Raw genomic sequence first — 21,114 nt, 5'->3', positions numbered from 1 at the left:
TAACTTGAAAAATGAAAGGAAAATGAAATTTTCCAAAAGATATTCTTTGTTAAGATAAAAAGCATACATACAAAAAGTATTGACATATCTTAAAAATGTATTTTCAAGATATAGTGGGGGAAAAGATGAGATTAGAAAAACAATTAATAAAAAAGATGTATTATGAAACATTCCTAATGGAGAATGAAACAAAACCAACTCTTGACGTACTTGGACAAGCTTATGTAAACGAAGAAAAAAATGAGATTTCTGATGGGTCTTATATTCGTTTTGCACAAGGTGAATTTTATTATCGTCATCAAGATTTTGAAGCAGCTATTTTTAAATGGGAGAAGGTTAGTAATGAATTAGCACCATGGGCACAAAAAAATATTGCGGATGCTTATTTCGAACTGAATCAGTTATCATTTGCTGAAAATATTTATACTTCTATTACTACTGATAATAAAATATTGATGACCGAAATTAGACTACAATTACTTTCTCTTTACATTGAGCAAAATAATTTTGACTCAGCTTTCGGTGTTATTAAAGAAGCAGTTTCTTTAAATCCTGATTATCCGAATGTCACAAAAATTGCCCGTTCCTTTTATGAGGAACAGCAAGATTTTGATAGTGCAGTAGAGCTTGCTGTGAATGAGTTAATTCGCATAGAATCGTATCCTTGGTTTGAGGTGTTAAAAGGATATATCGATAAAGGGTTTACTAAACATATTTCACCAGACTATTTTTATGATGCATTAGATACATTAAATAATGTAGATCAAGTACAATTTACGCAAATGGTTTCATCACTCTGGAACAGTTATAAAAATGAAAAAAATTACTTATTGTGGCTTAACACAATAAATGAATTTTTCTTACATATTGAAATACATTCGTCCGATATATGGAACAAAGTTTCTGCTCTTTACGAAGAAACATACTTTGCATTAATTCAAGGTCAATATACGCTTAGACAATTAAACGATATCATACCAAATCTGTTAGCAAATTGGTTAAAGGTAGTCAATCCATCTTATGCTGTATTTCCATCTGCAGCTGTATTGGCATGGGATGAGATTTTCCCTTCCAAAATAGATTCAGCAAATATAGAACATGCGGAAAACTTACTGTCACATTCTATTAATCATGTAAATGGCTTAGAGTACAGCTTACACCTTTTTGAATCTATTACACAGTGGGCACAAAAGCAGAATATAGAAATAGGTCACCGATTTAAATGGTTAGTTGACGAGCTCGCAGATTTAAGAACAAATCGTATTTTAGTAACGGGAACTTCAGGGAACGGAAAAACTACATTTATTAACTCTATATTAGGAGAAAATATATTAGAAAAATCAATTTCAAATGTAGTAGTTTTAAAAAATGATGCTCATATAGAAATAAACGCTATAACAGACTCAGCAATTACAACAACGGAAGATGTCTCTGATTACCATAATATGATGTCTCAGCACCATCAAACATATAGAGATAGAGCGTGTGTTGAATTTAAATTACCATGCAGATTTTTAAATGAAAATAAACTTGCATTTGTAGTGACACCTGGCTTTAATAGGAATAACGACACTAGAGATGAGATATTCGAATATTTAAATTCTGTAGACGAATTACTGTTCGTATTGAATGCGGATTCACCTTTTACTGATAAAGAACGTGACATTCTATTAAGTATTCAAGAACATACGCCAAATTTACAAATTCATTTCTTATTAAATAAAATCGATAACATTTACAGTGAAGCAGAAGTGAAAAGGGTATTACATGATACGGCAACGAGAATAAACACATATTTCCCGTATGCGAGAATTTTCCCTTATTCCTCGTTATATACAAGTAGTCAACAATTAAATGATTTAACTGAGTTTATTCATTTTAACTTTAATCATAAAAATATCGATGCAGAACGTACTGAAAAGTTATTATTTTTCATTCGAAAAACAATTACATATCTTTTGGATAAACGTGTTGAGAAAGAAAATAATCTGGTAGATGCTATTAATTGGAATGAAGATATGCTAGTGAAACTAAACGGTAGCATTAATAACCTTACTACATTTGAGAGGGAAAAAATTCATTTCATTACACAATCATATCGTTCAATGAAGACTGAAATTACAAATGATCTTACTGAAAATATTCCGAAGATATTAAAGAGCTGTTCTAATTTAATTAGTGAAGAAAGTGATTTCGGGCACATGGATACGGAACTAAATAAAGCAATGAATGAAAGAGTGCATAAATATTTAGAACAAACTGTGTTACCTAATCTGGCTCTTTCTATGCAAAATTGGATTGCAACTTCTAATAATGAGCTTCTTCAAAGTCAAACGTATTTAGAAGAACTTAGTGAAGGGCTTAATTCACTATTTGGAGAAAATAGAATACAGTTAGAATGTGACTTTAAAGTGCTTGATGACTGGCGCAGAGATACTGACAGGATGACGACTAGAATACAAATGGATGAAGTAAATATTTTACGTCGATTTACGCCAGCACAATTTTTACTGAAAAGTGCCGGTAAATTATTTGGAGTTCTTCCTAAAAATAAATCTATGCTATATAACAAATACAAACAGTATGTAGAAAATGAAGATTATACTGAAGTAACGGCTTCTATTATGAAGAAATTTTTCTTGCAATTTGAGCTATTTGAAAACACACAAGAGCGAGATATTAATATATTCTTTAGGAATCCATTTAACTCTTTAAAGCAAGCTGTAGAAAACACGCATTTAGAAATACAAGAAAAACAAGAGATATTACATAAGATGAAATCAAATCCTGAAATCTATCATGATTCTATCATGCTCTTTGAATTGAGATTGCGTCAATGTGAAGTAATTTTAAATATAGGTAATGATAATACCTATACGGATGTAGCTTTAGAAACAAGCGTAGAATAAAAGTAAAAGGGAGCAACTGTAATAAGTTGCTCCTTTTTCATATATAGATTATTTTTCTGTTTCTTTAATTTTAGTTTGTACTTCACCAGTTTTAATCTTATTACTTTCTGAGAAGCGTAATAAATCGCCTTCAATAATTTTGTCAGACATTCGTAATTCATTTTGGGCACGTTTAATGAGGGCTTGAGCTTCTTTTTTTGGTAAATCTACAATTTCACCTGTTATACGGTCGTAGAAAGTGTTGTTTTTGTATGCATACTTATCTGTAACGAAGCTACCATCACGTAAAACAACAAAGCCAGTATATTCATCTGAAAACATATCATGGCCAAAACGAATATCATTCGTAGTATCAATCCCAAGTAAATTTAGAATAGTAGGTTTTATATCAATTTGTCCTGTAGGCTTTGAAATCGTTTCACCTTCTGTTTGGCCAGGCATATGAATATATAAAGGTGTACGTTGTAAATTCAGAGTATCAAATTCTGTTATTTGATCTTTTTCTAAAAACTGTGCCATTGCACGATTATGTTTTTCAGAAATGCCATAATGATCACCATATAACACAATAATAGAATCATCGTAAAGCCCCTCGGCCTTTAGACGTTCAATAAATTTTTTAATTGATTCGTCTAAGTAACGTGCTGTTACGATGTAACGATCAAATACGCCATTACCAGAGTTGTATGGTTCAATGAATTTTGTATCTTCATCATACGTAAATGGATAATGGTTTGTTAAAGTAAGGAAACGAGCATAGAATGGTTGATTAACAGTTTTTAATATATCTACTGATTGATCAAAGTATTCGATATCTTTTAATCCCCAATTTAAATTTGTTTCTGGTGTAATTTTGTAATCAAGCTCATTATAGTAACGATCATAACCAAGAGCAGAGTACATGATATTACGATTCCAAAATGTTGCGTTATTCGCATGAAATACAGAAGTGAAATAACCTTGCTGACGTAAAATTTCTGGAGTTGCAGTATAATCATTGTTACCGTGTGTAAAGAATACAGCTCCTCGATTTAATGGATACAACGACGTATCGATTAGAAATTCAGAATCAGATGTTTTCCCTTGACCAGTTTGATGGAAAAAGTTATCAAAGTAATAACTTTCATTTATGAATTCATTTAGGAATGGTGTAACTTCTTGCCCGTTCACTGATGCGCCTATTAAGAAGGTCTGCAAGGATTCAAGAGTGACGACAATTACGTTTTTTCCTTTCGCTGCACCAAACATATTAGGGTTTGGCTCGCTTTGATTTGCTTTTACGTAGTTTTCAGTTTCTTGTAATTTACTACTATCAGCAAGTGCTTTTTGTGACCCAGCTTTTACTTGCAGTGTTAAGTCATATACTTGGTGAGTATATAAGCCTAAATTTTTGACAAGCATGACTCGGTCGAATGATCTTGTTAATAATTCAGGGCGCTCTTTTTCTGCAAGATGTAGATTCGCAAAGAATACACCAATCGTTAAAAGAAAGTATAACAAGCGCGTAGAATGATTTACACGTTCTGTTTTAAAGACCAATGATTTCTTTTTTAATAAAATAAAGAAGAAAACAATGTCTACGAATGCGAGTATAATTTTGTAGTTTAATATTTCTATAATACTGCCGCCTAATTGGCCGAAGTTTGAGGTTTGTCCAAGTACTGGTAATGTAACGAAATCACTATAAAAATCATAGAACATTACATTTCCAACAAGCACGATTGTTAATAAGAAATTAATACAGAGCGCTATATAATTTCGCTTTTCACCAGTTGCAAATAATGCTAATCCAACAAATGCTAATGATGCGGCTAGAGGGCTAATAAACAAAATGAGCTCTTGCGTTGAAGACTCGATTTTTAAATCAAAACTGAATCGCGTAATAAGATATGTTTTTAACCATACCGCTAAAGCCATTATTATAACAAAACTTATATTTTGCATTTGTAAATTTATTTTGTTCTTCATTTTTACACCTTCTTTATATAATTTATTTAACTAAAGTTATATATTATGTTTTTATAACTATTAGAGTGTAATGAACCATTTAGACTTTGTTTTCTAAAGGGAATAATTTGAAGTATTCATATATATACAATGGGGATTTTTAAAGCGTAGTAGCATAAATATAACTCTTTTTGAGAAACGGGCAGAACAAGTCATAGTTGTAGTGAAATTGACTTATAGACATCCTACCATATTAAACACTATGATGATGTTACAAAATATCGAACAAATAAAAGTGAAAATGGATAGAGACTTTTAAAACTGTTGACATTCAATTTATTAGAATTGAATGTCAATCGTTTTAAATATACAGTTATATTACATATGTATTTTGTAAAATCCCGATTTTTTGTCGGTTAATTATTAGCAGGGAAGGATAGGGGTTTTATTAATATAATTTTACTATATGTAAGTAAAGTGTTTTGAAATTGAAAATATTTGACTGACATTTTAATGATAGAAATTAAATGTCAGATAAGTACTTTCCAACATACAGACCACTTGCAGCTGCTTGAGATAATGAATGCGTAACGCCTGAACAATCTCCAATTAAAAATAGCCCATGTATACTAGTTTCAAAATGATTATTAATTTTTATCGTAGGAGCATAGAACTTTCCATCAATTCCATATAGTAAAGTATGTTGATCAATAGGTTCTTGTATAAATTGTTCTAAACGTAATAAAAATTCTTTGAGCCCTTCAATATATAATTGAGGAATTTCTTGATTCAAATCTCCATAATCTCCCTGTAGTGTAGGCTGTATACGGCTATGTTCCATGATGTTTTCCACCGTAGGTTGTTTCTTTAGTAAGTCCTCTAAGCGCTGTATAACAATCCGATCTCGTCCTTGGTTAATGCCTTTAATAATTGAACTTGCGTATACATTTGCTTCTTTGAGAGTTGGAAAATAGCTAGGAATAAATAAAGTGAAATTTAAATTAGAAGTGCCAGTTCCTTGCTCTCGAAAATTTTGACCGTCAGGCATAACTAAACCTTCTTCGTACTTTCGAATGATGCGTCCTTTTGGATTCATACAGTAAGTAGTTGCTGTGAAATGCTCACCTTGATAAGAAAGTTTTGTTTCAAAAGTATCTTTTAATATAGAACGTAATTGATGTTCTTTCATTTCTACTCTAATTCCTAAATCTACACGTGTTTGCTCCTGAGAAATATTTAGGGAACTGCACATTTCTTTTAACCAATCGGCCCCAGAGCGCCCAGTTGCAAATACTAGTTGCGTAGTTTGAACTGTTCCTTGATTTGTATCTATTGTAAAATGATCTTCCTGTTTCAGAATATGTTGTACATCTATATGAAATTGGATCTTTATTTTCGTCAGTAAAAATTCATAGAGCTGCTGAAAAATGTTACTGGAAAGTGTAGTACCAAGATGTCTTACTTCTGTTGTTAGCATTTGTAAACCACACGCTTCAGCTCTCTTAGTGAGACTTGAATTTTCAGTAGAATATTTTGAAACCGAACTTCCACCAAACTGACATAGAATTTCATCTACTTCAGCCATGAGTTGTATAAAACCCTCTTTACCGACTTTTTTCTCAAGTTCTCCGCCAAATCCGTTTGTATAATTAAATTTCCCTTCAGATTTGCCTAAACCACCAAACCCGAAATATTTATCACATGTAGTACAATTACACACTTTTCCTTCGTCTAAAGGACAATGGCGATCTTCTAGCGCTTTACCTTTATCAAGAATTAAAACTTTTTTGTTACTTTTAGCTAGTGAATAAGCCATAAAAATGCTACTTACTCCAGCGCCGATAATCGTAACATCATACATATTCTTCCACCTGCTAACGAATAGTTTGTTTTTTATTTTTCTAGTGTATAACAATTTTATGAAGTTAAGAAATAGCTTTTATTAATAAAGTGGGAGTTTTTGAACTTGATGCTTTATTAATTTCTACGAGTGGTGGAGTAAATACAAAAATTTTTATTTGAAAGAAGAAACAGTTTAAAAAATAACTATGTCATATGATTAATAACATCTTACATAGAAAAAAACAGACCTTTTAAGTGAAGAGGTCTGTTAATGATTTTAAATCTTATTTAGCAAACACATGATTACCAATTACTGCTACTGTTTGACGTGTCGTAATCCACTTGTCCGTTGATGTTTTTGGATTGTAGAAATAAATCCAGTCTGAATCTACTCCATTTGTGGAGATAGCCTCTTCTACAGCCATTTTTGCTTCTGCACTTGCAGGTTGATTAATTCTTCCATCTGTAACAGGAGTAAATGCATATCCGTATTTAATAGGTTCATAAATAACGCCTGTTATTGTATTTGGAAAACCTTTTGCATTTACACGATTTAGTATAACTTTGGCTACTGCTACTTTTCCTTTATAGGATTCGCCACCTGCTTCAGCGGTAACTAAGCGTGCCATTAAGTCTTTTTCTTTTTGTGAAATACTTGAGTTGATTTTTAAATGTTGTCCTGTATAAAGCTTGTTTCCGACTGTATTGTTCATTTGTTTTATAGATTGGACAGTGACATTGTAACGCTTTGCTATCGTTTCTAATGAATCTCCCGGTTGTACTTGATAAATAATTTGTTCAGAAATGTTCGCAGGCTTGGCATTTTGAGGAACAGTGATTTCATTTGATTTCACGGACCCTGGAATATGTAACTGTTCGCCAATAAAGGTTTTATCGTTTCCTTTATTATTAGCCTGTTTAATGGATTGTATTGAAACTCCGTATTGTTTACTAATGCCCCAAAGTGTATCGTTCTTTTTTACTGTATGAATGGTAGAAGCTTCAGCTGTACTTTGACTACATACGAATGTAATTGCGGCCGCAGATAAAGGAATTATATGTTTTAGTTTTAGTAATTTCATTGTAAATCCTCCTAAGAAAAAATTAAGGTGAAACGATTAAGTAATGTAGTTTGAAATGTGTATATGCGTAATATATTAATGTAAGTATATTAGCACATATAAAATAAATAATCACTATAAGTTTCATATTCGTTTAGTGTAGAGTCAGAATATGAAATATTGCATATGAAAATACATTGAAGTTCATATTTCTGATTACTATAATCTATTTAGTAGAAAGGGAATACGTTATAGAATTAATCATTATAGATTAATATAATGATTAATAATTATTAATAGGAGGATTGATGTAATGAAAATATTTCAAAAAATGTGTGCGTCAACTGTAATCATTACAACACTTTTAGGAACAGGAGGCACTATCAATAGTGTATATGCTGATTCTATAGAACAGCAGAGTAAATTAGGGATAGAACAAGAAACAGATAAGCAAATCATTGTAAAATTTAAAGCGGATTTGGATTTGCCATATGAAGATGGTATTGAAAAACAAATACAATCTCAAACGAATGATAAAGTAATAAAAGATCTTTTGACAGAATATCCAGATGTAACATTTACTCGTTTATTCACATCTGTAAGCCCGGAACAAATACAAAACCTTGAAGTGAAAGCACCTAATCATGTATCTACAAGTCTATTAAACTACTATATTCTTCAAAATCAAAATAGTGGGTATGAAGAAGAAATAGTAGATAAGTTAAAGGCATCTTCTTTAATAGAAGATGCGTATATGAAGAAACAAGAGAAAATAGTGCCACCTGAAGTGCAATCATCAAGTGTAGCTCTTAATCCTAATAACAATCCTAGATTTAAAAAACAAGGTTATCTTGAAGCAGCCCCATACGGTATTAATGCGCCTTTCGCCTGGGGAATTCAAGGCGGTAATGGAAATGGTATTACTTTTGTTGATATGGAATACGGATGGCTATTAAATCATGAGGATTTATTACATCAAAATATTGAATTAATGTCTGGAAGAAATATAGATCAGCATGTCGGTCATGGGACGTCTGTACTAGGAATTGTATCCTCTGAGGACAATGAAGTCGGGAATATTGGGATTGCGCCAAAAGCGAAAGCAAAGGTTATCTCTCAAATAAGAGATAACGGACAGTATAATACGGCTGATGCAATATTAAGCGCTGTAAATCAGTTAGAAGCTGGGGATGTTTTATTATTAGAGGCGCAAGCATCCTTTGATGGATATGGTGATAAATATTTACCTGTTGAAGTACAACCAGATATTTTTGATGCAATTCGTGCTGGTACAGATAAAGGGATTGTAATTATAGAGGCTGGAGCAAATGGGTGGAATGATTTAGACCAGTTCAAAGATAGAAAAGGTAAGCAAGTCTTAAATCGTAATAGTAAAGATTTTAAAGATTCGGGTGCAATTATGGTAGGCGCTGGCTCTTCATCTTTCCCTCATGAACGTATGTGGTTTTCGAATTATGGAAGCCGTATTGATGTGTACGGATGGGGAGAAAATGTAGATACAACTACAGCTGAACAAAGTAGAAGTGCTGTAAATCTTTATACTTCAAGCTTTAGCGGAACATCTAGTGCTTCGCCAATTATTGCTGGGGCAGCGACTTTAGTACAAAGCATTGCTAAAGAAAATTTAGGACAACCATATAGACCTAGTGAACTAAGAGCAATATTAAGCAACCAGAGCACAGGAACAAAATCTAAAGATCCATATGCAGATAAAATTGGTGTTTTACCAGATTTGAAGTCTATACTAGTAAACTTAGGCTATGAACAAAGAAAACCAAACGGTGGGAATGAATTACAAGTAACAGAAAATGAACCAAATAATGAGCCTAGACAGGCAAATAAAGTTAACTTTCATACACCGGTGAAAGGAACGCTACATAATAGTGATAGAGTAGATGTATTTACTTTCCAAATTGACTCGCCGGAAAATATTAATATTTCTCTACTAAATGAACAAAATATCGGAATGACATGGGTACTTCATCATGAATCAGATTTAAATAACTATGTAGCATATGGTGAAAATGAAGGCAATGTAGTTAAAGGAACTTATAATGCAAAGCCAGGTAAATATTATTTATACGTCTATAAATATGAGAATAAAGATGGTTCATACGTATTGAACATAAAATAAGTAAAAGGAACTTCAGATGAAGTTCCTTTAAATTTTTCTAATTTAGTATATGTGAATGATTTTTTAACTTTACTTCTATGCAATATTTCATATTGATGAAATGTTATTTATTTTTTCTGAACTAGCTTATATTATATTCAATAAGTTTGATATAAAAACAGAAAAAGAGAGGGATAATAATGAGCAATAAGAAGTTAATTTTGAAATTATTCATATGTAGTACAATATTTATCACATTTGTATTTGCTTTACATGATAAGAGAGTAGTTGCAGCTAGCTCTGTTAATGAGCTTGAAAATTGGTCGAAATGGATGCAACCTATACCTGATAATATCCCGTTAGCACGAATTTCAATTCCAGGAACACACGATAGTGGGACGTTCAAGTTGCAAAATCCGATTAAGCAAGTATGGGGAATGACGCAAGAATATGATTTTCGCTATCAAATGGACCATGGAGCTCGCATTTTTGATATAAGAGGACGTTTAACAGATGATAATACGATAGTTCTTCATCATGGGCCATTATATCTTTATGTAACACTGCATGAATTCATAAACGAAGCGAAACAATTTTTAAGAGATAACCCGAGTGAAACGATTATTATGTCTTTAAAAAAAGAGTATGAGGATATGAAAGGGGCAGAAGATTCATTTAGTAGTACGTTTGAAAAAAATTATTTTGTTGATCCTATCTTTTTAAAAACAGAAGGAAATATAAAACTTGGAGATGCTCGTGGGAAAATTGTACTACTAAAAAGATATAGTGGTAGTAATGAATCTGGAGGATATAATAATTTTTATTGGCCAGATAATGAGACGTTTACCACAACTGTAAATCAAAATGTAAATGTAACAGTACAAGATAAATATAAAGTGAGTTATGATGAGAAAGTAAAATCTATTAAAGATACAATGAATGAAACGATGAACAATAGCGAGGATTTAAATCATCTATATATAAATTTTACAAGCTTGTCTTCTGGTGGTACAGCATGGAATAGTCCATATTACTATGCCTCTTATATAAATCCTGAAATTGCAAACCATATAAAACAAAAGAATCCTGCGAGAGTAGGCTGGGTAATTCAAGACTACATAAATGAAAAGTGGTCACCATTATTGTATCAAGAAGTTATAAGAGCGAATAAGTCATTAATAAAAGAATAAAGATGATGAGAGTGAGAAGCGATAAAATATATCGCTTCTTATTTCTTTTCCAATAACCAACAATATAAATTGTACTTTTATAATAGAAAAAAATAAAAACATAAGATATAATCATACATATAAAATTTGTACCTATAAATTTTATATGTATGATTGAATTTGATTTGTTGTAATGAAATGGAGGTATATACTATGAAGTTTCCACATGATTTTTTATTCGGAGCTGCTTCAGCTTCTTATCAAGTAGAAGGTGCATGGAATGAAGATGGAAAAGGTGTTACGAATTGGGACGAGTTTTCAAAAATTCCTGGCAAAACATACAATGGAACAAATGGTGATATAGCTGTTGATCATTATCATCGATATAAGGAAGATGTTCGCTTAATGGCTGAGATGGGATTAGAATCGTATCGTTTTTCTATTTCTTGGGCGAGAATATTGCCGACTGGAGATGGAAAGGTAAATGAAAAAGGGATTGAATTTTATAACAACTTAATTGATGAATGTTTAAAATACGGGATTGTGCCGTTTGTCACTTTATATCATTGGGATTTACCATTACCGTTAGAAAAAGATGGTGGATGGACGAATAAAAGAACAGCAGAGGCTTTCGTAAAATATGCAGAAACTTGTTTTAAGGCATTTGGTGACAGAGTTAAGCATTGGATTACTTTTAATGAGACCGTAATGTTTTGTGGATTAGGTTATTTAAAAGGTGCACATCCACCAGGAATACAAAATGATGTTCCAAAGTATTTTCAAGCGACTCATTATGTATTTTATGCACACGCGAAAACAGTTGCGGTGTACAAGCAGCTGAAACAATATGGTGAGATTGGGATTACACATGTTTTCTTACCAGCTTATAGTGTGGATGATCAAAAAGAAAATATACAAGCAGCAAATCATGCGAATGAATATGAAACGTATTGGTATTATGATCCAATTTTAAAAGGCGAGTATCCGTCTTATGTTGTACAACAATTAAAGGAAAAAGGATGGACTCCTAATTGGACGGTTGAAGAATTAGAAATCATTAAACAAAATGCAGAAGAAAATGATTTTATTGGCTTGAATTATTATCAACCAATACGAGTAGAAAGATACGATATGGATATAAAGAGTGAGGAACATTCTCGAGAAAACTCAACGCTTGCTCCAGGTAACCCTTCTTTTGATGGTTTTTATCGAACAGTTAAAATGGATGATAAAACATATACAAAATGGGGATGGGAAATATCTCCCGAAGGTTTCTTAGAGGGATTGCATATGTTGAAAGCGCGTTACGGTGACATAAAGATGTATGTAACGGAAAATGGACTTGGTGATGAAGATCCAATCATTGACGGAGAAATTGTAGATGTTCCGAGAATTAAATTTATTGAAGCGCATTTAAAAGTAATGAAGCGTGCAATTGAAGAGGGAATTAACTTAAAAGGTTATTATGCATGGTCAGTGATTGATCTTTTAAGTTGGTTAAATGGATATAAAAAGCAATATGGCTTTATTTTTGTCGATCATAATGATAACTTAAAACGTAAGAAGAAACTTTCGTTTCATTGGTATAAACGTGTGATCGAAACGAGAGGGGAAGAGTTATAACAGATAAAAGCGTATTTTAGGAGAAAGTGTATGAGTGCAAAGTATAAACAAATTGCAGATGTGTTAGAGCAAAACATTCGAGATGGGCTTTTTAATGAAACGAAAAAACTACCTACAGAAGAAGCGTTGATGAATCGATTTGAAGTAAGCCGTAATACGATACGTAAAGTAATTAGTCAGCTTGTGAATAGAGGTTATATTTTTCAAGTGCAAGGTAGTGGCATGTTTTTACGCGAAACTTCTGTAACAGATTACATTAATTTAGGAAGTTTACGTGGATTAACGAAAAATCTTGTTTCACAAAATATTGAAACGAAAGTGTTAGAGCTGGAAGTAATAGATGCGGACGAAGAGATAGCAAAGCGGATGCAATGCGAAGCTAGAACTAGGTTGTATTTTTTGAAGCGCTTAAGAATTGTAGATGCTAAACCATTCTCTATTGAAGTAAGTTATTTCAAAAAGGATATTATTCCATATTTGAACGAAGAAATAGCATTAAGCTCTGTATACAGTTATTTCATTGAAGATTTACGATTAAATATTGGTTTCGCTGATAAAGTTATTAGTTGTGAAAAAGTAAATAAAGAAAATGCACAGCTTTTAGAATTAAATGAAGGTGATCCGGCGCTTCTTATTGAAAATACAGTGTATCTTGTAAATGGAACAATTTTTGAGTTATCTCAGTCGATGTTTCATTATGAAAAGGCGAAACTTTTAAATCGAATTAATTTTAAATGAAAAATTATCGTGTGAAAAAAGCAACTGGTCCTAAGTGATCAGTTGCTTTTTATTTTTTAAGTGGATGAGCAAAAAAACATGAAAGTGGTTGGTCCGCTTTTTGCAAACATCTATTATGATAAGAGAAGAAAGGTAGTATGTTATCGACGTTTTAAAGAGGAAGGTTTTTATGTAAGTTCTTTAATTAAAATAGATGGGTCTTAGAGAGGTGAAAAGACAATGAGTTTTGCAATTTCACTAGTCGTTATTATTGTAATTGTATCGCTATTTGGGACTGTACTAGTTGCAAGAAACGTGGAGGAGAATTACGGTAAGTCTACAAAAAGAAATGTGAAAAACTTATCTGCAATCTATATTCTTCTTCTTTTTGTTCTACTGGCCGGGGTAACATGGTACGCGGTAATGATTTAATAGTTTGTAAAAGAACTGAAATGAGAGTATGAAGTTGGAATTTCAGAAGCTATTGAGTAATCAGAAAGAGAACCATTTTGGATATATCCATTTACGGATAAGAAAATGTGACTAATTAATACTATTTTTACGGTGAATACTGTTAGTAAAAAATGAGGATAGTTCGTTTTGAAAGGAGGAAACTAGATGGAATGGAAACCAAATCGTGCAGATAAGACACCTGTATATAAACAAATTGCGGATTATATTGAAAGAGGCATTTCTTCAGGTGAATTTCCTTCTGATAGTAAGTTACCTTCTGAGCGTATGTTAGCAAAGGAATTACAGGTGAACCGGAGTACAATAGTAGCTGCGTATGAAGAATTAAAATCACTTGGAGTAGTAGAACGGCAAAAGGGAAGCGGAACACGGGTCAATACAGACATATGGGGTGTCTCACATAAACGAATACCGAACTGGGGTAGGTACGTGGAGGATGGATCGTTCTTACCTAACGTACCACTCGTTCAACAAATTCGAACGGAAACACAAAAAGATGATTTAATTAATTTAGCAAGCGGTGAACTGTCACCAGAATTAATTCCAAGTGATAGATTTCGAACAATTTTGTCGGAGAAAACATTTATGGAAAACCTCGGTTATGATCATCCACTTGGAAATGAGATGTTGAGAAAAACAATTGCAGCACATGTTCAGCAATATAAACAAATTGAAGCAGATTCAAGCTCTATTCTTATTACGTCAGGAGCACAACAGGCGCTTAATCTTATCGTTCAATGTTTATTAAAACCTGGTGATGCGATCGCGATTGAAGATCCTTCGTATTGTTTTTCGCTTCCAATGTTTAAATCGGCCGGTTTAAACATATTTCATTTACCTGTTGATGAGCATGGAATGAATCCAGATGACTTAATCGATTTGCACAAAAAGCATCGCATTCGTATGGTGTTTTTGAATCCAGATTATCAGAATCCGACGGGGACTGTGCTTTCATTAGCGAGACGTAAAAAAATTTTAGAACTGTCTTCTGAGTTCGGTATACCAATTGTAGAAGATGATCCGTATAGTTTAATCTCTTTTAATGGAGAAGTGAACCCGACATTAAAATCAATGGACCAAAATGGAAATGTTCTTTATATAAGTTCATTATCAAAAATTGTTGCATCAGGATTACGTATTGGATGGATAATTGGTCCTACACGTGTAATTGAGCGTTTAGCAGATGCAAAGCAACAAGTTGATTTTGGCCATAGTGTATTTACGCAGTGGGTAGCAAATCAATTTTTAGAATCAAAGGATTTCCATAAACATATTACGATACTTCGTGGACAATTGAAGCAAAGAAGAGATGTATTAATTGCAGAGCTTGAAGGAACATTGGGAGACCGAGTTGAATGTTTCGTGCCAGAGGGTGGAATACATGTATGGTGTAAAGTGAAAGGAAAGTTTGATGAATATCACTTATTAGGTGAATCTATACAGAATGGTGTCGCATTTGTTCCGGGCAGTGTTTTAGGTTCGAAAAATGAATATATACGATTTACGTTTGGTAGAGCGAATATAGAACAAATTCAACTTGGAATTAAACGGTTTGCCGACACGCTAAATGAGATTTCATAATATGGATGTGTGATAGTGAAATGAGGGAAAGAAATGAAGTACGTGACGCTTTTACTTCAAGTAGGCGTGCTATATGTATTTAGCCTAGTGGGTACGTGGATTCAAGGAGTATTCCATCTATCAATGCCAGGAAGTTTAATAGGGATGTTAATACTGTTCCTGCTCCTTTCCACTCGCGTTTTACCGTTAAAATGGTTTGAGTTGGGTGCGGAAAAGTTAATCGTATTTTTACCGTTATTTTTAATCCCTTCGACAACAGGGCTCATGGAATACGGGTCTTTTCTTTTCAGTAAGGAGAGTATTATATTCCTTTTAGTAGTTGCAAGTACTGTAGTAACTTTGATTGTTTCAGGGTATATAAGTCAATTATTAATAACAACAAAAAAATAAAATCGACAAGGTGCACGATTCAAATGGTCTTAATTATTATTACTGTAGCAATTTATTTCTTGGCGACAAAGCTATATAAAAAATTTACGTTTGCATTTACGTTACCGGTGTTAACAGTTACGGCAATTATGATTTGTTTATTTTTCATTTTTGGTATTTCTCATCATGAGTATAGGGAAAATGGAGGAGACATTCTTTCAAGCTTATTGAGCCCTGCAATTGTAGCATTAGCCATACCTCTATTTAAAGAGCGAAAGATACTTATGAAAAATTTTTTATCGATACTTATTGGAGTAGTGATAGGTATAGTGGCTGTAACGAGTATGAATGTAGTGATTGGCGGAATTTTAAATATAGATAAGGAACTTATATTAACTACTTTACCACAGTTAGCAACGATGCCTATTGCCCTATCATTAGCGGATCAAATTGGTGGTATTCCATCTATGACTTCTAGTTTTGTAGTTGTTGCAGGAATAACAGGCGCTATTATCGGACCAACAGTACTTAAGTTTTTCAGTATAACAAGTACGATTGGAAAAGGAGTTGGAATGGGCTGTGCATCACATATTATCGGTGTGAGCCGTCTCGTGAAGGAAGGCGAGAAAGAGGCGACAATCGGTTCGGTAACGATGATTGTAACTGGAATACTCATTAGTATACTAATACCGTATGGAACGAAATTTATTTTTTAAATGTAATGGAGATGATAACAATGACAACATGGTTTATAGTTACATTATTTGTTTTTGGAGCTATTAAAGTATTAGTTTCTAGCATGCCCACTTCTGTTGTGGAATCAATTATTAGTAAATTTGAATTGCATCAAAAGCTTGAGGCGGAAAATACTTCTATATCGATAGATGGAAAAAATATAGAGGGAGAAATGAAACTACAAGTTATTCATGAATTTAATGAGGCTTTGTTTTTAGATAAACATTATTTCCCGCCGCACGGAGAAGGGACACCCATAGTCATTGATACGAAGAAAGGGAATAAAGAGATTAGATTTTCGCTATATAGCTATGAAGAACATGTTGATGTCATTAAGCAATATAAGAAGAAAGTCGTTGCCTATCGTTTACGCTCTAAAAGCCTTCAAACATTGGCACCATTAGCAATAACGGAAGAGTATGCTTAAGAAGGGACCTATAATGGTCTCTTTATTTTTTTATCCAATTATATACGTTCCAAATAAAAGAATGAAAAATCATATAACCAAATAAAGAATATGTATGGTTCCAATTCGCGTTATGTACAAATAAACCTAAACTTTCAGCAATCTGTTCAAAAAGGCTAGCACAAATACCGATTGAAATAATAAATAAAATTCTAGAAACGTTAGATAATTTTTTGGAAATGTGTATAAAGATAACTGTTAAAATCGGCAGTACGAACAATGTAAAAGCTATATTAACCGAAAATGTGGATGAGAAGGGCCTAGCCGGAAAGGAATATATTTGTTTATGAACAAAAAAGGCATCTAAGCAAGTTCCAATAATAGAAGAGAGAAAGATTGTAACTACTAATGCTAGAAACTCATTCTTCTTCTCGGAGGAGGACATTTTTCTTTGCGAGAATGGCGAGTTCAATTTTTTCGAGTGTTTTGCAGTAGTCTTCTGTAATTTGTCCATTTATATTTTCCTCCTTATCAACTAAGTAATTTACAACTTGCCAATCGGTAAACCAATCTTCACTGTCAACTTCTTCATGCTTCATATCTCGCCATGCATAGATGAGTGCAGGGCTGTATATGCGATAAGCGCCATTTCGTAACTGGCATTTCTTTATTCGGCGCTTATAAAACTCACGGGAAAAAGATTCATTTACACTTGAAAATAAATGGGGCCAGTAATCTTTCCTTGATCCTGTATGTGGATGGTGTTGAGCCCAGCTTATTATTTGAGATAAAACATGTGTATCTCGAAATAATAATGAGTACAATCTTTTTCCAATTAATATCCGTTCATGTAAGGAAGTGAAATGTTTCATTGTATCACCAAATAGTAATACTTTTTGTTTCTTATCATTTTCGTAGAATGGGAAAAGAATATGATTAAACTGAAAGAAATCAAAGAGTTTAAATCCAATACTATTTAGTACAGTCTTTTTAAATTGTACATTTTGAATCACTCTTTTTTCTAAGTAGTTTTGTTCATTAATAATAGTGGCAATCGCTAAAGTTTTTTTGTTACCTGTTTTCCAAAAATGGTGCCACATCGTTTCCATAAATGTAGAAACATTTAGGTGAGGGAGAAGGTGAAATAACTTTTGTGATCTCTTTACACTTTGTTCGTAAAGTAAAAATTGAGGGTATACATCTTGGAAAATAAGCCAATTCCCTTTTTCTAAAAAAGAAAAAAATATGAATTGATCTTTCTCTGATAAAATTCTCGTATATAAATCCCCCTTTAAATCAGTCATATTCCAACCGCCGTTACGTGATACCATATGTCCAAGCAGTGCCCAATGTATTTCTGGATATTGAATGTAAAATTGGTAGTATGCGCGTGTTCTTGTAACATTATTTTTATTTAGCTGTTCTGTTTGTATTTTTATTTTGTTGATGATGAGTTGCTCTTCTTTTGTTAATTTATACATGGTATCAGAAGGAATAAGTTTGCTTTTTTGTTTCAATTCATTTTTTACATCGAATAGGGAGAGAGGCAGTGCTTTGGAAGGTCCGTTATATGTATGATATGAATTGTTTCGGTCCATTCCGTTACCTCCCTTTTTCATAAATTTAAACATGATTATTGGCTATGAATCATTCTATTTATTTTATTACGAGTATAAGAAATAAATGAGCGGTGTTTTTTTACAAGGAATTTATTTATCATGCAAACAGTATGGAAAATCTTACTGTTGTGAGGTGAAATGAAAAACAGAAACTAAGTTTAATAGTTTCTGTTTTTTTATTTTGTCAATTAAATGTAACAAACGACGATTATGATTTGAATCAATTGAAAATAATTCAATAAATATTATTTAAATTGAGATGTTTCGTAGGAGGAAAAGGAATGTTAAATAAAATAATTTTAATTACTGGTGGTACAGGTTCGTGGGGGCATGAACTTATAAAACAACTATTAGAAAAATCACCGAAAGAAATTAGAGTTTTTTCAAGAAATGAAACGGTTCAGTTTGAAATGCAGCAACAGTTTATAAATGATGATAGGCTAAAATTTATTATTGGAGATATTCGTGATAAAGATCAACTAGTCTATGCATGCCAAGGTGTACATTATGTATTCCATCTTGCAGCTTTAAAACACGTTCCAGTATGTGAGTATTATCCTTATGAAGCTATAAAAACTAACATACATGGTACGCAAAATGTAATTGAAGCCTCTACACAGATGCAAGTTGAAAAAGTTATATATGTTTCAACGGATAAAGCAGCTGATCCATCAAATACGTATGGGATGACAAAAGCAATTGGTGAAAAATTAATGGTTCATGCGAATATACAAACGAAGAAAACAAAATTCATTTGTGTTCGTGGTGGAAATGTTTTAGGAACGAGTGGAAGTGTAGTACCGCTTTTTAAACAACAAATTAAAAGATCTTCAGAAGTAGGGATTACCGATGCGAATATGACTAGATTTTTCTTAACAGTTGAAGATGCTGTTGGATTGTTATTTAAAGCCGTATTTCAAGGTAGAGGCGGGGAAATCTTTGTTATGAAAATGCCGGCATGTAAAATAACAGATTTAGCGGAAATATTAATTGAAGATTCAAAAAAAGAAAATATTAAGGTGAAAGAGGTAGGGATAAGACCGGGTGAAAAATTAAGTGAAATGCTTCTATCTGAGGTAGAGAGTAAAACAAGTATAAGTTTTGATCAAAATTATTTTGTGGTACTACCGACGATTCCTATCGAAGGACTTCAAGAATATTATTCTACCTATCCGCTAGTGGATGTGAAGAGTTTTAGTTCTCAACAAGATTTACTTGCAAAACATGAGGTGAAACAAATGTTATTAAAAGGAGGGTTTTTGCGATGAAAAAAAATGCGAGCCTTTTAATAACTGGTGCAAATGGTTTCACAGGCCGCCATGCTTGCCACTATTTTTTAGAGCAGGGCTTTCATGTAATTCCTATGTTTCAAAATCGTGCACATAGAGAAAAAATTAGAAATGGTATTACGTGTAATTTAACTAATAAGAGCGAAGTAATGGAGGTAATGAAACAAATAAAGCCAGACTACGTATTGCATTTAGCGGGAAGGAATTCGGTTATAGAATCTTGGACAGCTGCTCTTGAGTATATAGAGATTAATGTAATAGGAACGTTATATTTATTAGAAGCAATTAAGCAAGAAGCCTCGCATTGTAGAACATTAGTTATAGGATCTGCTTTGCAAGCAGATAGTATGAACGAAATGAAAATTTCAAATCCATATAGTTTAAGTAAAACGATGCAAGTCATTATTGCAGAGGCTTGGGGAGGATTAATGGATTCAAATATTATCATTGCAAAGCCCTCAAACTTAATTGGTCCAGGGGTATCGAATGGTATTTGTTCGATTCTCGCAAAGAAAATAATAGATATAGAATCAGGTAGAAGTAAGGCTATTATCGAAGTAAACAGTTTGAAAGATAGTAGAGATTTTCTAGATGTACGTGATGCGGTCAAAGCGTATCATGTGTTATTACGAGATGGAATAAATGGAAAACAATATAATATCGGATCAGGAGTAAAACGATCTTTATTAGATGTACTAGAACAATATAAAGAATTAACACAGCTAAATTTTTTTATAGAGGAAACAGAGAAAAGTGGGAGCGACTCAAATGAGAGTTTAGCAACAGAGGAAATAAAAAATTTAGGTTGGATCCCAGAAATTGAATTTCATCAATCATTAAAAGATGTACTTGAGTATGCGAAGTGTAGTGACATCTGCATGCAATGAAAAACAAAAAAGGGTGTAAGAAATATATGAATGGTTATGAAGTAATAGATAATCAAAATACGCTATTTCTTTCAATTGTTGATACGCTGGACTGGAGAGATGAAGAAGCGCATGTATTGCTTATTTATGAGGCAATACATAAATATCAAGCGTATGTAGAAGAAAAAAGGGTTAATCGAATAAAGTCAGCATTAGAGACGGAAACTAGATATGTGATTCAAATCTTTGCTCAATACGAGTGTAGTGAGTATGGAAATGATTTTTATGAACTCATTAACGATCTTTTACAAGATATAGAGGTGGAGTTAAAGATTTATATAAAAAATAATAAGTTTATTTACATTTAAAAGGTAAA

The 21,114-nt window shown here is 32.6% G+C and carries 18 protein-coding genes; 13 read left to right on the top strand and 5 right to left on the bottom strand.

What is annotated here, in order from left to right:
- Window positions 1-125: 125 nt before the first annotated feature.
- Complete coding sequence (locus C3Y97_RS19035; RefSeq protein WP_001235314.1) at window positions 126-2,909, top strand: dynamin family protein; 2,784 nt, start codon at window positions 126-128, stop codon at window positions 2,907-2,909.
- Window positions 2,910-2,957: 48 nt separating this feature from the next.
- Here the strand turns inward: C3Y97_RS19035 and C3Y97_RS19030 are convergent, their stop codons facing one another.
- The 3 genes from C3Y97_RS19030 to C3Y97_RS19015 form a co-directional block, all read right to left on the bottom strand.
- Entirely contained in the window at window positions 2,958-4,877 is a 1,920-nt protein-coding gene (locus tag C3Y97_RS19030) for an LTA synthase family protein (RefSeq protein ID WP_136363613.1), read from the bottom strand.
- A gap of 502 nt (window positions 4,878-5,379) precedes the next feature.
- Entirely contained in the window at window positions 5,380-6,717 is a 1,338-nt protein-coding gene (locus C3Y97_RS19020; RefSeq protein WP_000272399.1) for an NAD(P)/FAD-dependent oxidoreductase, read from the bottom strand.
- A 265-nt stretch (window positions 6,718-6,982) separates the two neighbouring features.
- The gene (locus C3Y97_RS19015) at window positions 6,983-7,780 is read right to left on the bottom strand and encodes a cell wall hydrolase (RefSeq protein ID WP_000771172.1); all 798 of its coding nucleotides are present in this window, start codon (window positions 7,778-7,780) and stop codon (window positions 6,983-6,985) included.
- 292 nt (window positions 7,781-8,072) lie between these two features.
- Here C3Y97_RS19015 and C3Y97_RS19010 point away from each other — a divergent pair, with 292 nt between their 5' ends.
- The 9 genes from C3Y97_RS19010 (at window position 8,073) to C3Y97_RS18970 (ending at window position 16,985) form a co-directional block, all read left to right on the top strand.
- A complete protein-coding gene (locus C3Y97_RS19010; RefSeq protein WP_000689200.1) occupies window positions 8,073-9,914 on the top strand; it encodes a S8 family peptidase in 1,842 nt (613 codons plus the stop codon).
- A gap of 179 nt (window positions 9,915-10,093) precedes the next feature.
- A complete protein-coding gene (plcA, locus tag C3Y97_RS19005) occupies window positions 10,094-11,083 on the top strand; it encodes a phosphatidylinositol diacylglycerol-lyase (RefSeq protein ID WP_000066298.1) in 990 nt (329 codons plus the stop codon).
- A gap of 192 nt (window positions 11,084-11,275) precedes the next feature.
- A complete protein-coding gene (locus C3Y97_RS19000) occupies window positions 11,276-12,685 on the top strand; it encodes a glycoside hydrolase family 1 protein (RefSeq protein WP_000671620.1) in 1,410 nt (469 codons plus the stop codon).
- A gap of 30 nt (window positions 12,686-12,715) precedes the next feature.
- Window positions 12,716-13,423, top strand: a complete 708-nt coding sequence (locus C3Y97_RS18995) for a GntR family transcriptional regulator (protein WP_136363612.1) — start codon at window positions 12,716-12,718, stop codon at window positions 13,421-13,423.
- 219 nt (window positions 13,424-13,642) lie between these two features.
- On the top strand, window positions 13,643-13,834 hold the full coding sequence (locus tag C3Y97_RS18990) for a hypothetical protein (RefSeq protein WP_000006458.1): 192 nt from the start codon (window positions 13,643-13,645) through the stop codon (window positions 13,832-13,834).
- Between the two features lie 186 nt (window positions 13,835-14,020).
- Entirely contained in the window at window positions 14,021-15,454 is a 1,434-nt protein-coding gene (gene pdxR / locus C3Y97_RS18985; RefSeq protein WP_000454965.1) for a MocR-like pyridoxine biosynthesis transcription factor PdxR, read from the top strand.
- 33 nt (window positions 15,455-15,487) lie between these two features.
- The gene (locus C3Y97_RS18980; RefSeq protein WP_000878488.1) at window positions 15,488-15,844 is read left to right on the top strand and encodes a CidA/LrgA family holin-like protein; all 357 of its coding nucleotides are present in this window, start codon (window positions 15,488-15,490) and stop codon (window positions 15,842-15,844) included.
- Between the two features lie 23 nt (window positions 15,845-15,867).
- Window positions 15,868-16,539: an LrgB family protein gene (locus C3Y97_RS18975; protein WP_000242939.1), complete on the top strand. Its 672-nt coding sequence runs from the start codon at window positions 15,868-15,870 to the stop codon at window positions 16,537-16,539.
- Between the two features lie 20 nt (window positions 16,540-16,559).
- Window positions 16,560-16,985, top strand: coding sequence for a YfmQ family protein (locus tag C3Y97_RS18970; RefSeq protein ID WP_000214634.1), 426 nt, complete (start codon window positions 16,560-16,562; stop codon window positions 16,983-16,985).
- A 22-nt stretch (window positions 16,986-17,007) separates the two neighbouring features.
- Here the strand turns inward: C3Y97_RS18970 and C3Y97_RS18965 are convergent, their stop codons facing one another.
- Together C3Y97_RS18965 and C3Y97_RS18960 are read right to left on the bottom strand one after the other, a co-directional pair.
- Window positions 17,008-17,409 (bottom strand): CBO0543 family protein, encoded by a 402-nt coding sequence (locus C3Y97_RS18965; RefSeq protein WP_033666325.1) that lies wholly within the window; start codon window positions 17,407-17,409, stop codon window positions 17,008-17,010.
- The gene (locus C3Y97_RS18960; protein WP_000375773.1) at window positions 17,384-18,562 is read right to left on the bottom strand and encodes a DUF2515 domain-containing protein; all 1,179 of its coding nucleotides are present in this window, start codon (window positions 18,560-18,562) and stop codon (window positions 17,384-17,386) included. The genes C3Y97_RS18965 and C3Y97_RS18960 overlap by 26 nt, the downstream gene beginning before the upstream one ends.
- Before the next feature lie 302 nt (window positions 18,563-18,864).
- Here C3Y97_RS18960 and C3Y97_RS18955 point away from each other — a divergent pair, with 302 nt between their 5' ends.
- The 3 genes from C3Y97_RS18955 to C3Y97_RS18945 are packed head-to-tail and all read left to right on the top strand — an operon-like array spanning window position 18,865 to window position 21,106.
- Entirely contained in the window at window positions 18,865-19,851 is a 987-nt protein-coding gene (locus C3Y97_RS18955; protein ID WP_136363611.1) for a UDP-N-acetylglucosamine 4,6-dehydratase family protein, read from the top strand.
- Window positions 19,848-20,759 carry an SDR family oxidoreductase gene (locus C3Y97_RS18950; RefSeq protein ID WP_136363610.1) on the top strand — a complete coding sequence of 304 codons (912 nt, stop codon included), beginning with the start codon at window positions 19,848-19,850 and terminating at the stop codon, window positions 20,757-20,759. Before C3Y97_RS18955 ends, C3Y97_RS18950 begins: the two co-directional genes overlap by 4 nt.
- Window positions 20,756-21,106, top strand: a complete 351-nt coding sequence (locus C3Y97_RS18945) for a DUF6572 domain-containing protein (protein ID WP_002164458.1) — start codon at window positions 20,756-20,758, stop codon at window positions 21,104-21,106. The genes C3Y97_RS18950 and C3Y97_RS18945 overlap by 4 nt, the downstream gene beginning before the upstream one ends.
- Window positions 21,107-21,114 lie beyond the last annotated feature (8 nt).

This window comes from Bacillus sp. DU-106 (assembly GCF_004799705.1).
GTDB classification, from domain to species: Bacteria; Bacillota; Bacilli; order Bacillales; family Bacillaceae_G; genus Bacillus_A; species Bacillus_A cereus.
This window is presented reverse-complemented; position numbering and strand designations above follow the sequence as displayed.

Coding starts and splice junctions, on each gene's coding strand:
- C3Y97_RS18950 (WP_136363610.1), top strand. CDS start 19,848: ATGAAAAAAAATGCGAGCCTTTTAATAACTGGTGCAAATGGTTTCACA.
- C3Y97_RS19010 (WP_000689200.1), top strand. CDS start 8,073: ATGAAAATATTTCAAAAAATGTGTGCGTCAACTGTAATCATTACAACA.
- plcA (WP_000066298.1), top strand. CDS start 10,094: ATGAGCAATAAGAAGTTAATTTTGAAATTATTCATATGTAGTACAATA.
- C3Y97_RS18970 (WP_000214634.1), top strand. CDS start 16,560: ATGACAACATGGTTTATAGTTACATTATTTGTTTTTGGAGCTATTAAA.
- C3Y97_RS18965 (WP_033666325.1), bottom strand. CDS start 17,409: ATGTCCTCCTCCGAGAAGAAGAATGAGTTTCTAGCATTAGTAGTTACA.
- C3Y97_RS18990 (WP_000006458.1), top strand. CDS start 13,643: ATGAGTTTTGCAATTTCACTAGTCGTTATTATTGTAATTGTATCGCTA.
- C3Y97_RS18975 (WP_000242939.1), top strand. CDS start 15,868: ATGGTCTTAATTATTATTACTGTAGCAATTTATTTCTTGGCGACAAAG.
- C3Y97_RS19000 (WP_000671620.1), top strand. CDS start 11,276: ATGAAGTTTCCACATGATTTTTTATTCGGAGCTGCTTCAGCTTCTTAT.
- C3Y97_RS18955 (WP_136363611.1), top strand. CDS start 18,865: ATGTTAAATAAAATAATTTTAATTACTGGTGGTACAGGTTCGTGGGGG.
- C3Y97_RS19035 (WP_001235314.1), top strand. CDS start 126: ATGAGATTAGAAAAACAATTAATAAAAAAGATGTATTATGAAACATTC.
- C3Y97_RS18980 (WP_000878488.1), top strand. CDS start 15,488: ATGAAGTACGTGACGCTTTTACTTCAAGTAGGCGTGCTATATGTATTT.
- C3Y97_RS18995 (WP_136363612.1), top strand. CDS start 12,716: ATGAGTGCAAAGTATAAACAAATTGCAGATGTGTTAGAGCAAAACATT.
- C3Y97_RS18960 (WP_000375773.1), bottom strand. CDS start 18,562: ATGGACCGAAACAATTCATATCATACATATAACGGACCTTCCAAAGCA.
- C3Y97_RS18945 (WP_002164458.1), top strand. CDS start 20,756: ATGAAAAACAAAAAAGGGTGTAAGAAATATATGAATGGTTATGAAGTA.
- pdxR (WP_000454965.1), top strand. CDS start 14,021: ATGGAATGGAAACCAAATCGTGCAGATAAGACACCTGTATATAAACAA.
- C3Y97_RS19015 (WP_000771172.1), bottom strand. CDS start 7,780: ATGAAATTACTAAAACTAAAACATATAATTCCTTTATCTGCGGCCGCA.
- C3Y97_RS19020 (WP_000272399.1), bottom strand. CDS start 6,717: ATGTATGATGTTACGATTATCGGCGCTGGAGTAAGTAGCATTTTTATG.
- C3Y97_RS19030 (WP_136363613.1), bottom strand. CDS start 4,877: ATGAAGAACAAAATAAATTTACAAATGCAAAATATAAGTTTTGTTATA.